This is a genomic window from Streptomyces sp. NBC_01454 (assembly GCF_036227565.1).
GTDB lineage: Bacteria > Actinomycetota > Actinomycetes > Streptomycetales > Streptomycetaceae > Streptomyces.
This window is the reverse complement of sequence record NZ_CP109460.1, coordinates 1,312,184-1,326,415: the sequence shown is the minus strand read 5'-3', so window position 1 is coordinate 1,326,415 and position 14,232 is coordinate 1,312,184. Positions and strand designations below refer to the sequence as shown.

At 72.5% G+C, this 14,232-nt stretch carries 12 protein-coding genes; 4 read left to right on the top strand and 8 right to left on the bottom strand.

Annotated features, from left to right (window positions below):
- Nucleotides 1–209: 209 nt before the first annotated feature.
- Nucleotides 210–680: a DUF6314 family protein gene (locus OIU81_RS05675; RefSeq protein WP_329154909.1), complete on the top strand. Its 471-nt coding sequence runs from the start codon at nucleotides 210–212 to the stop codon at nucleotides 678–680.
- A gap of 89 nt (nucleotides 681–769) precedes the next feature.
- Here OIU81_RS05675 and OIU81_RS05670 read toward each other — a convergent pair whose 3' ends face one another.
- The gene (locus tag OIU81_RS05670; RefSeq protein ID WP_329144471.1) at nucleotides 770–2,302 is read right to left on the bottom strand and encodes a hypothetical protein; all 1,533 of its coding nucleotides are present in this window, start codon (nucleotides 2,300–2,302) and stop codon (nucleotides 770–772) included.
- A gap of 192 nt (nucleotides 2,303–2,494) precedes the next feature.
- Between OIU81_RS05670 and OIU81_RS05665 the strand changes: the two genes are divergently transcribed.
- Nucleotides 2,495–3,787, top strand: a complete 1,293-nt coding sequence (locus OIU81_RS05665) for a helix-turn-helix domain-containing protein (RefSeq protein WP_329144469.1) — start codon at nucleotides 2,495–2,497, stop codon at nucleotides 3,785–3,787.
- 40 nt (nucleotides 3,788–3,827) lie between these two features.
- Here the strand turns inward: OIU81_RS05665 and OIU81_RS05660 are convergent, their stop codons facing one another.
- Together OIU81_RS05660 and OIU81_RS05655 are read right to left on the bottom strand one after the other, a co-directional pair.
- Nucleotides 3,828–4,700 (bottom strand): class I SAM-dependent methyltransferase, encoded by an 873-nt coding sequence (locus OIU81_RS05660; protein ID WP_329144467.1) that lies wholly within the window; start codon nucleotides 4,698–4,700, stop codon nucleotides 3,828–3,830.
- Between the two features lie 87 nt (nucleotides 4,701–4,787).
- On the bottom strand, nucleotides 4,788–5,435 hold the full coding sequence (locus OIU81_RS05655; protein ID WP_329144465.1) for a TetR/AcrR family transcriptional regulator: 648 nt from the start codon (nucleotides 5,433–5,435) through the stop codon (nucleotides 4,788–4,790).
- A 604-nt stretch (nucleotides 5,436–6,039) separates the two neighbouring features.
- Between OIU81_RS05655 and OIU81_RS05650 the strand changes: the two genes are divergently transcribed.
- Nucleotides 6,040–6,855, top strand: coding sequence for an SAM-dependent methyltransferase (locus OIU81_RS05650; protein ID WP_329144462.1), 816 nt, complete (start codon nucleotides 6,040–6,042; stop codon nucleotides 6,853–6,855).
- Between the two features lie 72 nt (nucleotides 6,856–6,927).
- Here OIU81_RS05650 and OIU81_RS05645 read toward each other — a convergent pair whose 3' ends face one another.
- Nucleotides 6,928–7,836, bottom strand: a complete 909-nt coding sequence (locus OIU81_RS05645) for a helix-turn-helix domain-containing protein (protein ID WP_329144460.1) — start codon at nucleotides 7,834–7,836, stop codon at nucleotides 6,928–6,930.
- A 168-nt stretch (nucleotides 7,837–8,004) separates the two neighbouring features.
- Nucleotides 8,005–8,247 (bottom strand): DUF397 domain-containing protein, encoded by a 243-nt coding sequence (locus tag OIU81_RS05640; RefSeq protein ID WP_329144458.1) that lies wholly within the window; start codon nucleotides 8,245–8,247, stop codon nucleotides 8,005–8,007.
- Between the two features lie 196 nt (nucleotides 8,248–8,443).
- Between OIU81_RS05640 and OIU81_RS05635 the strand changes: the two genes are divergently transcribed.
- On the top strand, nucleotides 8,444–8,950 hold the full coding sequence (locus OIU81_RS05635; protein ID WP_329144456.1) for an ATP-binding protein: 507 nt from the start codon (nucleotides 8,444–8,446) through the stop codon (nucleotides 8,948–8,950).
- Nucleotides 8,951–9,040: 90 nt separating this feature from the next.
- Here the strand turns inward: OIU81_RS05635 and meaB are convergent, their stop codons facing one another.
- From meaB to OIU81_RS05620, 3 genes are read right to left on the bottom strand one after another with little or no spacing between them, the layout of a single operon-like run.
- Nucleotides 9,041–10,045 carry a methylmalonyl Co-A mutase-associated GTPase MeaB gene (gene meaB, locus OIU81_RS05630; RefSeq protein ID WP_329144454.1) on the bottom strand — a complete coding sequence of 335 codons (1,005 nt, stop codon included), beginning with the start codon at nucleotides 10,043–10,045 and terminating at the stop codon, nucleotides 9,041–9,043.
- Nucleotides 10,046–10,055: 10 nt separating this feature from the next.
- The gene (gene scpA / locus OIU81_RS05625) at nucleotides 10,056–12,287 is read right to left on the bottom strand and encodes a methylmalonyl-CoA mutase (RefSeq protein WP_329144452.1); all 2,232 of its coding nucleotides are present in this window, start codon (nucleotides 12,285–12,287) and stop codon (nucleotides 10,056–10,058) included.
- Complete coding sequence (locus OIU81_RS05620) at nucleotides 12,287–14,170, bottom strand: methylmalonyl-CoA mutase subunit beta (protein ID WP_329144450.1); 1,884 nt, start codon at nucleotides 14,168–14,170, stop codon at nucleotides 12,287–12,289. Before OIU81_RS05620 ends, scpA begins: the two co-directional genes overlap by 1 nt.
- Nucleotides 14,171–14,232: the final 62 nt, after the last annotated feature.

The window sequence follows — 14,232 nt, the reverse complement described above, 5'->3', positions numbered from 1 at the left end:
GTGACGATCACTGCACCGAGAGTAAGACGGGCACTGCGGCTCCGCACGGCACGAGGGGCCGGGGGAGCGGGGGCCGCCCCGGGTGGGGCCGGCGGAGTGCCGGGGCGGGCGGACGGGAGAATGGGGGCATGGGCAGCGAGCGGGACCGGGACCGGGAGCGGCGGCGGGCGCCGGGGCCGGGGACGTACGCCGGGCCGGCGGCGGATGCCGTGAGGGAGCCGGACCCGGACCCCGGGTGTGCGCACCCGTACCCGGTGCCCGATGCCGCCGCCTATCTGGCCGGCCGCTGGGACGTCGAGCGCACCGTCCACGATCTGCGGACCGGCATCGAGGGGCACTTCCGCGGCACCGCGGTGTTCCGGCCCGAGGGGACGGGCGACGTCCTGCTGCATCAGGAGGAGGGGCAGCTGACCTGGGGCGGCACGGTGTATCCGGCGAGCCGCACGCTGCGGCTGCGGCCCCGCCCGGACGGCACCGCCGGGGTCGACTTCGCCGATGGCCGGCCCTTCCACGACCTCGATCTGCGAACCGGCCGGTGGACCGCGCGCCACCCCTGTGCCGAGGACCGCTACGAGGGGTGTTTCACCGCCGTCACGGCCGACGAGTGGCGGCTGCGCTGGCGGGTCGGCGGGCCCGCGAAGGACCAGCTGCTGTGCTCGGTCTACCGGCGCCGGACGTGAGCGCGGCGGCCGGCCGGTGACGAACGGAAAGGCGCCCCCGGGGGCAGGAGTTCCCCCGGGGGCGCGGTCTTTCGTCCGGCAGCGGCCGGTCAGGCGGCGGGCAGTTTGCCCTGGCCGAAGAGCTTCCGCTCGTCATGCAGGGCGAACGGCGTGGTCCGCAGATCGGCGATCTGGATGCCGAAGATCTTCAGTTGCAGCATCAGTTCGGTCTTCAGGTCGTAGCCCGCGCTGAGCGCCCATGCCGGGGCCCCGCCGCCGTGCGCGGCTGCGGCCTGTCCGGTCAGGTGGACGGACAGCTCGCCGCCGACACCGGCCGTGTCGTAGAGGAACACCTGGGCGTGTGCCCCGATGCGGGCCGTCGCCGTGGCCGCGCCCTCGACCCGGGGAGTGGAGCCCTTCGTCTGCTGGTCCGCCGTGTGCAGCGGCTGCCAGCCGTTCGTGCGGTCGTACTTCGCGCCCACCGCGAACGCGCCGGAGGTGCGCTGGTCGGCGTCGAGCACGATCCGGCCGCCGGCCGTGAAGCGGTAGGTGAAGGTCACCTCGGTGCTCACCACGACGGGAACCGGGCCCACCCAGAAGACGTGCCGGCCGGTGACCGCCGCCAGCGGCACCGAGACCTGCCCGGTGTCGGCGGTCCCGCGCACCTTGCCGTGCACCTGCCAGCCGTAGGCGTAGGAGCCGCCGAGGCCGACGGCCGCGCGCTGCGGCAGCAGGTTCAGCCCGCCGCGCTTCTCGTACTGGAAGATCAGCTCGGGCCGGAACTTCACCTCACCGGACAGCCGGGCCGGCGACCGGTCGGTGGCCTGTATGTCCTTGGGCAGCGGCACATTGACGCCGAGGCCCAGGGTGGTGAGCGCCTTCCTCGCCTCGGGCGGCAGCGCGTCGCCGGAGCCGGAGGAGGCACCGGCCGCGCCCGCGCCGGGGCGGGCGAGCTGCGCACGCGTCCCCGGCGCGGGCGACGCGTCGCTCGCCGAGGGGCTGGGGGAGGTGCTGGGTGAGGCGTCCGGGCTTCCGCCGGAGGGCGCGCTCGGCTCGCCGGACGGCGTGGACGACGCGCCGCCGCCCTGGCCGGTGCCGGGCTTCTGCACGGTGACACCGGACGACAGCGGCTTGACGGAGAGCTCACCGGGCCGCAAGGCCGTGCGCTGGTCCACCTTCTGATCGCCGAGCAGCTCGGAGAGCGTGGCGGGGGCGGTGGACACCCGGACCTCGCCGTCATGGGAGCCGGTGACCTTGCGCACCTTGAACAGCGCGCCCGAGGGGGCGTGCCGGTTCGGTGCGGCGGCGATCACATCGCCGCTGCGCACGGTCTTGCCGGCGGACGGCTTGAGCACCGCCCGCTTGCTCTGCGCGTCATACGAGGAGAGCTTCACCGCGACCGAACGGCCTTGTCCGGTGGGCGCGTTGGACGGCGCGGCGGCCACGGCGGCGCCCTCGGAGCCGCTCGCTCCCTCGGTGCCGTCCGGAGCCGAGTTCGGGCCCGGGGACCCGGCGGCACGTATCGCGGCCGGGGACGAGCCGGGGTCGTCGTGCGACAGAAGCGCATGGGTGCCGAGGGCGGCGGGGACGAGTACGCCGACCGCGGCGGCGGGCACCGCTATCCGGCGCCAGGAAACAGCCAATGGAATTCCTTGGGGTGCGGGGGGTGGCAAGGAGGTACTACGGGGCCGCGGGCCGAACCCGGAACGATCCGGGCGACGGGGGAAAAGTCATCCAACATCGAACATCTGTAGGGGTTCGGGCGGCTTCCTCGTAGCATGGCGACGAATGATCGCTTTCGCCATGGGGAAAGTCACTGAGTCGGGAGGGGACGCGTGGAGAATTCCACAACGGTGCCGGAGGCCGTCGCCGCGCTGCACACCGCGATCGACGCGCTCACCGACGAGGTCGTCGACGGGCTCCGCGCCCAACTCCCCTCCTACGCCGCGGTCCGCCTCGACAAGCTCCGGCCACGGGTGCTGGCGTCCCTGCGCAACGGCCTGTCGCTGGTGCAGCGCTGGTCCGGGGAACGGCGGGGCGCCCTCGGATCCGTGCCCGGCGAAGGCGGCACCTACGGCGTTCCGGAGACCCATCTCGACGAGGTCACGGCGCTGGCCCGCGCGCTGCCCGTCGAGGACATCATCTCGGCCTACCGGATCGGCGCGGACGTCGTCTGGCGGCGGTTCGGCGAGGAGATGGCGGCCCGCCGCGGCACCGCCGAGGACCTGCTGCCGATCGCCGAGACCCTGCGCGCCTGGGCCGACGCCAACACCCTGCGCGTCGTCCGCAGCTGCCGCATCGGGATCCAGGAGGACGCGATGACGGACCGCCGGCGCGCGGCGCTGGTCCGCGCCCTGCTGCTCGGCCAGGCGCAGTGGGACGAGTCCCTGTCCGGGGACCGCACGGCCGCCGACGGGCCCGGTGACGGGGAGCTGACGGACGGCTCGTACGACCGCAGCGCACTCCGGCTCCCCTTCCGCGCCTGCCTGCCCGGGGCCGCCCCGCCCGACGGCCCGGGGGCCGGCCCCGCCGCGCACACCCCCGGCCACCCCGGCCCGGGGCACGGCGCCTTCCACCGGATCGTCGCCGCGCTGCGTCCCTGGCTCGCGCTGGACAAGGCGGGTGCGCCCCTGGTCACGACCGTGGACGGGGAGGTGGCCGGACTGCTGGCCGGGCGCCCGGGCGGGCTGTGCCGCAGCCTGGTCCTGGGGCTGGGCGCCCCGGTGCCGCCCGGCGGGCTCGCCGCGGAGTTCACCCGGGCCACCCAGGCGCTGCGGGCCGCCCTCGGGTTCGGGCTCGTCGGTGCGTTCACCCGCGAGGAACTCGGGCTGCGGGCCACGGTCGTGGCGCTCCCGGCCGTGGGGGAGGGCCTGGTGCGGCTGCGCCTGGCGCCGCTGGCCGAGCGCGGCGAGGACGGCGCCCAGCTGGAGGAGGCGGCGGCCGCCTATCTGCGGCAGGGGCTGCGCCTGGACGCCGCGGCCCGGACCCTCTACGTGCACCCCAACACCCTGCGCAACCGGCTCCGGCGCTTCGAGGAGATCACCGGCACCAGCCTGCGTGACCCGGCCGATCTGGCGGAGATCTGGTGGGCGCTGACGCACCGCCGCCTCCACGGCCCGGAGGGCTGAGGCGCCCGCCCGCGCCGCGGGCGCTCAGCGGCTCAGCGGCTCAGTCCTTCACCGCCCGCAGCGCGTACAGCAGCGGAACGATCGGCTCCGACGGCGGCAGACGCCACCAGCCGTTCTCGGCCGGCACCATGGCGTCGAACCGCTTCCAGGGCAGCAGCTCGGTCTCCCGCACCAGCTGGAGGGTCATCCCCGCGCCGATCACCGCGGACACGACCTCCCCGAGGCCGTGCCGCCACTCATAGCTGGTCGTGGCGCCCCGCACCGGCGGACCGTCGGTGTAGGTGTGGGGGGTATCGCTCCTGAGCGGCCCGCGTCCCGCCAAGTAGTCGTGGTGCAGCCGCAGTTGCTGTCGGTCGGGGCTCGGCGTCGGCCCCAGGGCGTCGAGCAGCGGATGGAACTCGACCAGATAGAACGTCCCGCCGGGCCGCAGCAGCGAGCTGACGACCTCCGCCCAGGCCGTCAGGTCCGGCAGGTAACACAGCGCCCCCTTGCCGGTGTAGACGACGTCGAACCGTCGCCCGCCGAGCGCGTCCACGGCCCGGTGCACATCCGACCGGACGAACTCCACGGACCGGCCGGCCTCCGCGGCGAGCCGCCGCGCCTCCGCCACGGCCGCGACGGAGAAGTCCAGCCCCACCGTGTGCGCGGCGCCCCGCTCGGCGAACGCGGCGGTCTCGGTGCCCAGATGGCACTGCAGATGCAGCACCTCCCGCCCCGCCAGATCGCCGAGATCCGTCCACTCGAACGGCGCGAACCAGTCCTCGGCGGTCCGTGAACCGTCCAGCCCGTAGAACGCGCTGGACACATGGACCGGGGTGCGCGCATCCCAGTTCGCCTGGTTGGCCAGGAGCATCTCCTCGGTGCTGGGCAGGGTCACCGGGAGCGGCGCCGGCTCGCTCTTCTCTGTGGTCATCCATGACTCCTACCCGCGGGGCGGCGAAGCCCATTCCCCGCGGGACCGCGGAGGCGAGCCGGGCGGAGCCCGCGCGCCCGAGGGCTCCTACGGGGTCTGCGACGGCGTCGTCCACACCTCCCCGTCGAGCACATTGCGCATCCCCACCCACACCATGTTCATCAGCCGCAGGGTGATCCGCTCCGGGGGCTCGTCGGGGTGCAGCGCCATCCAGTCGGTGAGCGAGTCCGCCGCACCGACCAGGGTGTACGCCACGAACTCGGCGTCGTCGTCGGGACAGGCGGGCCCGTCACTGGCCGCGATATCGGCCCGGACCAGGGCGGTGACCTCCGCCAGCAGCGCCCGCCGCGACCGGGCCAGCTCCGCGGTGATCGCCGGGCTCGGCTCCGAGGACTGGCGGTGCAGCACCACCCAGCTGTCGCGGTGTTCGGTGACGAAGGTGAAGAACGCCAGCAGTCCGGCCCGCAGCCGCAGCTCGGGGGAGTGCGCGGGGACCGCGGCGGCCCGGAAGGCGGCCAGCAGGCGTTCGGCCTCGCGCCGCAGACAGGCGAGGAACAGCCCTTCCTTGGAGTCGAGATAGAGATAGACCATCGGCTTGGAAATCCCGGCGAGTTCGGCGATCTCGTCGACCGAGGCGGCGTGGTAGCCGCGCCGGGCGAAGACCCGGATCGCCGCATCGATGATCTGCTGCTCCCGGACCGGCCGGGGGACGCGTCGCCTGCGTATGTCGCTCATTCGCGTCAGCCTACCGTAACCTTACTGCCGAGTAAGGTTACGCAGAAGTAAGGCCGTGGAGTGCGGGGGAGGCCCGTCCTCCTGATCGTCGGCAGGTGTAAAGCGGGCCGGGGGTGGTAGGCGATTCCACGTAACGCCCCGTACCGCAACGGCCGTTGATCGGGTGATGGCCGAGGCGGCGCTGTATGTGGCACGAGCCGGGAGTGCTCCTCGGCCGGGCCGTGTCACACGGGGCGGAGCCCGGCGCTGGGTGTCGCCGGGGGAAGTGAGAGCGGGTCGCCGCTGATGAGTGGCGAGGCGGCGGCCCGCACCCAGCCCCCGGCCGACCTCTGACCCCGCGGGCGATTCCCGGCCACAGGGTCCCTGGAGCGACTCCCCGCGACCGCCGACTGGCCGGTTGAACCCCCTTGATTCGCACGCCTGTTGGGATTACTTCCCGTCGACGGAGCCACAGCGGTAACTCCGTGCACGTGACCCGCTCACTTGTCTGCACCAACCCCCGTCCGGTGGGTATGTTGGGGGCTGCGGGGCGTGGTCGTACACATACGGAACGATCGCGGCTGCCCCCTGGCTGAATGCTGTCGAAGCGACGGGAAAGTGTGGAATGAGCCAAGAAGCGCGACCGCAGTCCGGAGTCGTCGACGTCAGCATCCCGAGCGTTGCCCGGATGTACGACTACTACCTCGGCGGCAAGGACAACTACGCCGTCGACCGCGAGGCCTGCGAAGAGCTGAGCAAGGTCGTTCCGAGCACTCAGGTGCTGGCGATCAACAACCGGCGCTTTCTGCAGCGGGTGGTCCGCTGGCTGGCTCGCGAGCACGGCATCCGGCAGTTCATCGACCACGGATCCGGCCTCCCGACGCAGGACAACGTCCACCAGGTCGCCCAGCAGGTCGACCCCGCCTCCCGTGTGGTCTACGTCGACAACGACCCCATCGTGCTGGCACACGGCCGCGCCCTGCTGGAGGAGAACACCCACACCGCCGTCATCCAGGCGGACATGCGGGACACCGACGGCATCCTGAGCAGCCCGGAGGTGACCCGGCTGATCGACTTCGACCAGCCCGTCGCCGCCCTGTTCGTCTCCGTGCTCCACTGCATACCGGACGCCGACGACCCGGCCGGTCTCATCAAGCGGGTCGCCGACCGTCTGGCGCCGGGCAGCTTCCTGGTGGTGTGCCAGCTGGTCAGCGAGGACGCCGCCACCCGCGACTTCGTCACCGAGTTCATGCGGGTCAGCACCCAGGGCCAGTGGGGCCGGGTACGCCAGGCGCATGAGCTGGCCGGCTTCCTGGAGGGTTTGGAGATCCAGGAACCGGGTCTGAGGGAGGTCTCCACCTGGATGCCGGATGCGGACATCGGCCCCAAGCAGCTGACCCAGGAGTGGATCGAGTTCGGCGGCGTCGCCCGCAAGCCGTAGCGCGGCGGCCGCGGGCGAAGAGGGGCGGGGCAGCCATCGGAACCCGGCCCCTCCTCCGCCCGGAAACGGGCGTCAGCTCTCCTGCTTGAGCAGCCGTTCCAGTATCACCAGGGATTCCCGCGGGGACTCGGACTGTGCGCTGAGCCGGTCCATCACCGCGAGGTAGTGGTCGACATCATCGCGCTTGTCCAGATAGAGCGCGCTGGTCAGCTGCTCCAGATAGACGATGTCCGGCAGGTCCGGCTCCAGGAACCGCAGGATCGTGATCGGACCGCCGGCCGCCGCCAGACCACCGAGGCTGAACGGTGCGATCTGCAGCGTGACATTCGGCAGCTCGGCCATCGTCAGCAGATGCCGGAGCTGACCCTCCATCACCTCGGGCCCGCCGAGCGGACGGCGCAGCGACGCCTCGTCGATCACGGCCCACACCCGCGGCGCATCCGGGACGGTCAGCAGCTCCTGACGCTGTACGCGCAGTCGCACCCGTCGCTCGATCTCCTCGGCCGACGCCCGCGGATGACCGAGCTGCGTCACCGCCCGCGCGTAGTCCGGCGTCTGCAACAGGCCCGGCACGAACTGGACTTCGTAGGTGCGGATCACCGAGGCGGCCTCTTCGAGGCCGATGTGCGTCTCGAACCAGCCCGGCAGCACATCGCCGTACTGATGCCACCAGCCGGGAGTGCTGGTCCGGCGGGCCAGGGTGAGGAAGTCCGAGCGGATCGTTTCATCCGTGACGTTGTAGAGCGTCAGCAGATCGGCGACGTCCCGCTCCTTGCAGCTCACCCGTCCCAGCTCCAGGCGGCTGATCTTCGCGTGCGAACCGCGGATGGCGTCCCCCGCGGCCTCGCGGGTGATGCCCGCGCCTTCCCGCAGCCGGCGAAGCTGGGTGCCCAGCACGATGCGCAGGACGGTCGGGCCGCCCCGCGGGTGTTCGAGATAGCGGCGCAGGGACGGATCGCTGCTCGGCTGCGCGGCGCTCATGCCGACACCTCGTTTCGCTCGGCCTCGCACTCGCGCGGCGCGCACCGTTCCACGGTTCGCTCGCGGCGCTCGCTCATGCTGACTCCCCTGGGTGGTCGGGCGAACGCCCAGTGTCCCATCGGCTCCAGTCCGCGTACAGCCGGGGCGGGTATTCGGCCGACATATGCGTCAGCCGCGGCCGATGAGATCGTCGAAGTCGCCGTCCTTGGCGCCCTGGACGAAGGCGGTCATCTCGTCGCGGGTGTAGACCAGCGCCGGACCCGAGGGAAAACGGGAGTTGCGCACCGCTACCTCGCCGTCCGAAAGAACCGCCAGTTCAACGCAGTTGCCACTGGGGTTGCTGCGGCGGCTCTTGCGCCAGGCGGCGCCGTCGAGGGCGGTTGCCTGTATGCCGTTGGTCACCGGCTCCATATCAGATGCTCCCTTGCTGGAGGACGCGCCTCCGACCGATCCCGGGCCGTCGCTCACCTTGGCGTGAACGTGCCCCTGTGTCCCCGTACTTACCGATGTAATTGCAGATGCACTTGCATCGACGGACGGCTGACGAGGATATTAGCTCTCCGAGGCAGTCCGGCCCAGTCCCGAAATCCCCCTCGCGGAGATGTTGATGACCACTCATCCGGCAGAGACCGTGCACGACGCCCTCCGGGATGAAGCGTGTGACGACACCTGGTGGATGCCCGCCCCGGACGACTTCGCGGCGTGCGCACTGAGCAGCTCGGCCCGCACCGTCGCCGAGGCCCGCCGGTTCACCCGGGTGACGCTCGAAGGCTGGAAACTGTGCGCCGGCGTCGCCGAGGACGCGGCCCTGGTCGTGTCCGAACTCGTCAGCAACGCCCTGCGCTACGGCAGTCGGACCGAGGGGGAGCGCGAGCGCCGCGAGGCGTTGGCCGCGCTGTGTCCGGCCTGGCTGGCCCTGACCCGGCAGGGCGCCACGGTGCTGTGCGCGGTCTCGGACGCCGGCGCCGGCGCACCCGTCGTCGGGCCCCAGGACACCCTGGCGGAATCGGGGCGCGGGCTGCAGATCGTCGACCGGCTGAGCGACGCCTGGGGCTGGACGCCGCCGGACCGCTCGGGGAAGACGGTGTGGGCGACGGTGTCGGAGCGCGACTGAGGCAGGCTCCTGCCGCTGCGACGACGCGGCCCCGCCCCGAGTGTGCCGATGGCTGCTCGGGGCGGGGCCGCGTCATGGTGCGGGTGGCGCTCAGTTCCGCGGGGGAGGGTCTCCCAGTCCGAACGCGGTCAGCAGCCGCTCGGCCGCCAGCGTCGCGGTCAGTTCGCCGTCGCGCACGGCCTGTTCGACCTCGGGGCCCAGCCGGCGCACCTCCGGGTGCTCCTGGAGCCGGTCGATCATCCGGTCCCGGACCATCGACCACGTCCAGTCGACCTGCTGGGTGCGGCGCCGCTCGGCCAGCGCCCCGGTGGAATCCAGCAGGGTGCGATGCTGCTCGACCCGCTCCCACAGCGCCTTCAGACCGGTGCCCTCGCGGGCGCTGCAGGTCAGGACGGGCGGCGTCCAGGCCGCGTCGACGGGCTGCAACAGCCGCAGCGCACCGGCCAGTTCGCGGGCCGCGGAGCGGGCGTCCCGCTCGTGCGGCCCGTCGGCCTTGTTGACGGAGACCAGGTCCGCCAGCTCCAGTACGCCCTTCTTGATGCCCTGGAGCTGGTCGCCGGTGCGGGCCAGGGTCAGCAGCAGAAAGGTGTCGACCATGCCCGCGACGGTGGTCTCGGACTGGCCGACGCCCACCGTCTCCACCAGGACGACGTCATAGCCCGCCGCCTCCATCACCACGATGGACTCCCGGGTGGCCCGCGCCACTCCGCCCAGCGTGCCGGAGGTGGGGGAGGGCCGGACGAACGCCGCCGGGTCGGTCGCCAGACGCTCCATCCTGGTCTTGTCGCCCAGGATGGAGCCGCCGGTGCGGCTGGAGGACGGGTCCACGGCGAGCACCGCGACCCGGTGCCCCCTCCCCGTCAGCAGCGTGCCGAGGGCGTCGATGAAGGTCGACTTGCCGACACCCGGCACCCCGCTGATGCCCACTCTGCGGGCCGCACCGGAGTACGGCAGCAGCTCGATCAGCAGCCGCTGGGCCGCCGTCCGGTGGTCGGGGCGGGTGGACTCGACCAGGGTGACGGCCCGGGCGATCCAGGCCCGGGAACCCGCGCGGACACCCTCGGCGTACCGTTCGACATCGATCCTCGCCGGCATGTCCCCCCGCTCACAGCTCGTGGCCGAGGACCGCTGCCAGGTCCCGCACCAGATCGTGGGCGGCCTCGGGGATCACCGTGCCGGGCAGGAAGACCGCGGCGGCGCCCATGTCGCGCAGCGGCTGCACGTCCTGCGGCGGGATCACCCCGCCCACCACGATGGTGATGTCCTCCCGGTCCTCCGCGGCCAGCGCCTCCCGCAGCGCGGGCACCAGCGTCAGGTGGCCGGCCGCCAGGGAGGAGACCCCGACGATATGGACGTCCGCCTCCACGGCCTGGCGGGCCACCTCGGCCGGGGTCTGGAACAGCGGGCCGACATCGACGTCGAAGCCCAGGTCGGCGAAGGCCGTGGCGATCACCTTCTGGCCGCGGTCATGGCCGTCCTGGCCCATCTTGGCCACCAGGATGCGCGGCCGGCGGCCCTCGGCGCGCTCGAACTCGGCCACCAGCGACCGGGTGCGCTCGACACCGGAGGAGGGGCCCGCTTCGTCTCGGTACACACCGGAGATCGTACGGATCTGGCCGGAGTGCCGCCCGTAGACCGACTCCAGTGCGTCCGAGATCTCACCGACGGTCGCCATGGCGCGGGCCGCGTCCACCGCCAGCGCCAGCAGATTGCCCTCCAGCCCTTCGCCGGGACCGGACTTCGCCGCCGCGGTCAGCGCCCGCAGCGCCTCCTGGCAGGCCTGCTCGTCGCGCTCGGCACGCAGCCGCTTGAGCTTGTCGATCTGCTGGGCGCGCACCGAGGAGTTGTCGACCTTGAGGACCTCGATCTCCTCATCGGTCTCCACCCGGTACTTGTTGACGCCGATCAGCGCCTGCCGCCCGGAGTCGATCCGCGCCTGGGTGCGGGCCGCGGCCTCCTCCACCCGCAGCTTCGGGATGCCGGCGTCGATGGCCTTGGCCATGCCGCCGGCCTCCTCGACCTCCTCGATGTGCTGCCAGGCGCGGCGGGCCAGATCGTGGGTGAGCTTCTCGATGTAGGCGCTGCCGCCCCATGGGTCGATGACCCGGCAGGTGCCCGACTCCTGCTGCAGGAACAGCTGGGTGTTGCGGGCGATCCGGGCGGAGAAGTCGGTGGGCAGCGCCAGCGCCTCGTCCAGGGCGTTGGTGTGCAGGGACTGGGTGTGGCCCTGGGTGGCGGCCATCGCCTCCACACACGTCCGCGTGACGTTGTTGAACACGTCCTGCGCGGTCAGCGACCAGCCCGAGGTCTGCGAATGGGTGCGCAGCGAAAGGGACTTGGGGTTCTTCGGCTCGAAGCGCTGCACCAGGCGCGCCCACAGCAGTCGGGCCGCGCGCAGCTTGGCGATCTCCATGAAGAAGTTCATGCCGATCGCCCAGAAGAAGGACAGGCGCGGCGCGAAGGCGTCCACGTCCATCCCGGCCGCCAGGCCCGCGCGCAGGTACTCGACCCCGTCGGCGAGGGTGTACGCCAGCTCCAGGTCGGCCGTCGCACCCGCCTCCTGGATGTGATAGCCGGAGATCGAGATGGAGTTGTAGCGCGGCATCTTCTGCGAGGTGTACGCGAAGATGTCGGAGATGATCCGCATCGAGGGCTGCGGCGGATAGATGTAGGTGTTGCGGACCATGAACTCCTTGAGGATGTCGTTCTGAATGGTCCCGGCCAGCTTCTCGGGCGCTACGCCCTGTTCCTCCGCCGCCACGATGTAGAGGGCGAGCACGGGCAGCACCGCGCCGTTCATCGTCATCGACACGGTCATCTTGTCCAGCGGGATGCCCTCGAAGAGCTGCCGCATGTCGTAGATCGAGTCGATGGCGACGCCCGCCATGCCGACGTCACCGGTCACCCGCGGGTGGTCGCTGTCGTAGCCGCGGTGCGTGGGCAGGTCGAAGGCGACCGACAGGCCCTTCTGGCCGGCCGCGAGGTTGCGGCGGTAGAAGGCGTTGGACTCCTCGGCCGTGGAGAAGCCGGCGTACTGCCGGATCGTCCAGGGCTGGTTGACGTACATCGTCGGGTAGGGGCCGCGCAGATACGGCGTGATCCCCGGGTACGTCCCCAGGAAGTCCAGGCCGTCGAGGTCCGCCTCCGTGTAGAGCGGTTTGACGTCGATGCCCTCCGGCGTCTCCCACGTCAGATCCGCCACGCCCTTGCCGGTGGCCCGTTCGACCGCCTCGGCCCATCGTGCGCCGTCGCCCGCGCCGTGCGCCGCGTCCGCATCCCCCAGCTCGACCGTGCTGAAGTCCGGGATGGCGCCGGCCTGCTGCGTCGTGTCTCCCATCACGCCACCTCCATGACATCCAGGGCCGAGGAGAGGACCTCGACCGCGTCGCAGCCGGCGAAGACAAAGGTGTCCACGCCCGCCGCGGTGAATTCCTCCCGGCGCTCGCCCGGCTTGCCCGCCAGCAGCACCCGTACCGCTCCCGCCGACTTCAGCGCGGCCGCCACGGCCGCCGCCTGCTCGCCGTACACCGTGTCGCTCGCACACAGACAGGCGATCCGCGCGCCGCTGCGGGCGAACGCCTCGGCGACCGACTCCGTGTCCACCGGCGCGGGTTCGGCCACCGTCTCGATGCCGCCCGCCTGGAACAGATTGGCGGCGAACGCCAGCCGGGCGGTGTGCGCCGCGACCGGGCCCAGCGCGGCCAGAAAGACCTTCGGGCGGGCGCCGCTCGCCGCCAGATGGGCGTCGGAACGCGACCGCAGCCGCTCGTACGCGTCGTCCCGGCGCACCCGTGGCAGCCCTCCGCCGATCGGCGCGGGTGCCGGCTCGCGGTGTACCGGGGGCTCGGCGAGATGGGGGAACTCGCTGACGCCGGTGATCGGTTCGCGCCGGCGGGCGAGGTCGTCGGTGCGGCGCTGCCAGGTGCCGGCCAGCCGGCCGGCGATCATCCCGGAGCGCAGCGCCGCGGCCTGGCCGCCCGCGCCCTCGATCTCCTGGAACCACGCCCAGGCGGCGCGGGCCAGCTCGTCGGTGAGGCTCTCGACGTACCAGGAGCCGCCCGCCGGGTCGATGACCTTCGACAGATGCGACTCCTCCAGCAGCACGGACTGGGTGTTGCGGGCGATCCGCCGGGCGAACGCGTCGGGCAGGCCCAGCGCGGCATCGAACGGCAGCACCGTCACCGCCTCCGCGCCGCCCACTCCGGCGGACAGCCCGGCGACCGTGGTGCGCAGCATGTTCACCCAGGGGTCGCGACGGGCCATCATCACCGTGGAGGTGACCGCGTGCTGGCGCTGCGCGGCCGCGGCGGGCGAGGCCCCGCACACCTCGGCGACCCGGGCCCACAGCCGGCGGGCCGCGCGCAGCTTGGCGATGGTCAGGAACTGGTCCGCGGTGGCGGCATAGCGGAACTCCAGCTGCCGGCAGGCGTCGTCGATGCCGAGCCCGGCTTCCGTCAGCTGCCGCAGATAGGCGACGCCGGTGGCCAGCGAGGTGCCCAGTTCCTCGGCGGCCGAGCCGCCCGCCTCGTGGTACGGCAGCGCGTCGACGGCCAGCGCCCGCAGGCCCGGCGCCTCGTCGGTGCAGCGCCCGGCCAGGCGGGCGGCCGACTCCAGCTGGAGGCGCAGCTTGGCATCGTCACCCGTACGGGCCAGCAGGCCGAGCGGGTCGGCGCCCAGCGCGCCGGCCGCCTCGCCGAGCGGTGCGCCGGAGGCCGTGTACAGCCGCAGCAACTCCTCGGCGGCCGCCGTGAAATCGGCGCCCGCGTCCAGGACCACCGCGGCCAGATCCAGATAGACGCCCTGCAGCGCCTGCTCCAGACCGGAGACCGGCACCCCGCCGTCGCCGACGGTCAGCCAGATCGACGTGACGCCGTTCTCGAGGTCGGCCAGGATCGATGCATTGGCCCGCCGCGGATCGGTGTGGACGTGCTGCTGGCGTACGTCCCACCCGGCGACGGTGGTGCCTTCGGGCCGGCCGGCCCGTACGAAGGGAGGGAAGCCCGGGTGGCCCGGGACGGCCGTACCGTCCTCGGCGGTGTAGAGCGGGCGGATGCGGATGCCGTCCTGGAGGCCGGTGGCGAGCGCGTCCTCGGCGGCGGCGCCGGACGCCTCGGTGACGCCCGATTTGCGCAGCACACCTTCGACGAGGCGCTGCCATTGCTCTCGGTCGGCATCCGGGAAGGCGGCGGCCAGGGGGAGTTCGGGGGACTCGGCGGTCATGGCAGCAGGCTAGGCGAACGACCGTTAGCCGGAGCAGGGTCTCAGGCTGTGACCTTGCACTC

Excerpts from the sequence above, each read along its gene's own strand:
- OIU81_RS05660 (WP_329144467.1), bottom strand. The coding sequence starts at position 4,700 with ATGACCACAGAGAAGAGCGAGCCGGCGCCGCTCCCGGTGACCCTGCCC.
- OIU81_RS05655 (WP_329144465.1), bottom strand. The coding sequence starts at position 5,435 with ATGAGCGACATACGCAGGCGACGCGTCCCCCGGCCGGTCCGGGAGCAG.
- OIU81_RS05650 (WP_329144462.1), top strand. The coding sequence starts at position 6,040 with ATGAGCCAAGAAGCGCGACCGCAGTCCGGAGTCGTCGACGTCAGCATC.
- OIU81_RS05645 (WP_329144460.1), bottom strand. The coding sequence starts at position 7,836 with ATGAGCGCCGCGCAGCCGAGCAGCGATCCGTCCCTGCGCCGCTATCTC.
- OIU81_RS05640 (WP_329144458.1), bottom strand. The coding sequence starts at position 8,247 with ATGGAGCCGGTGACCAACGGCATACAGGCAACCGCCCTCGACGGCGCC.
- OIU81_RS05635 (WP_329144456.1), top strand. The coding sequence starts at position 8,444 with ATGACCACTCATCCGGCAGAGACCGTGCACGACGCCCTCCGGGATGAA.
- meaB (WP_329144454.1), bottom strand. The coding sequence starts at position 10,045 with ATGCCGGCGAGGATCGATGTCGAACGGTACGCCGAGGGTGTCCGCGCG.
- scpA (WP_329144452.1), bottom strand. The coding sequence starts at position 12,287 with ATGGGAGACACGACGCAGCAGGCCGGCGCCATCCCGGACTTCAGCACG.
- OIU81_RS05620 (WP_329144450.1), bottom strand. The coding sequence starts at position 14,170 with ATGACCGCCGAGTCCCCCGAACTCCCCCTGGCCGCCGCCTTCCCGGAT.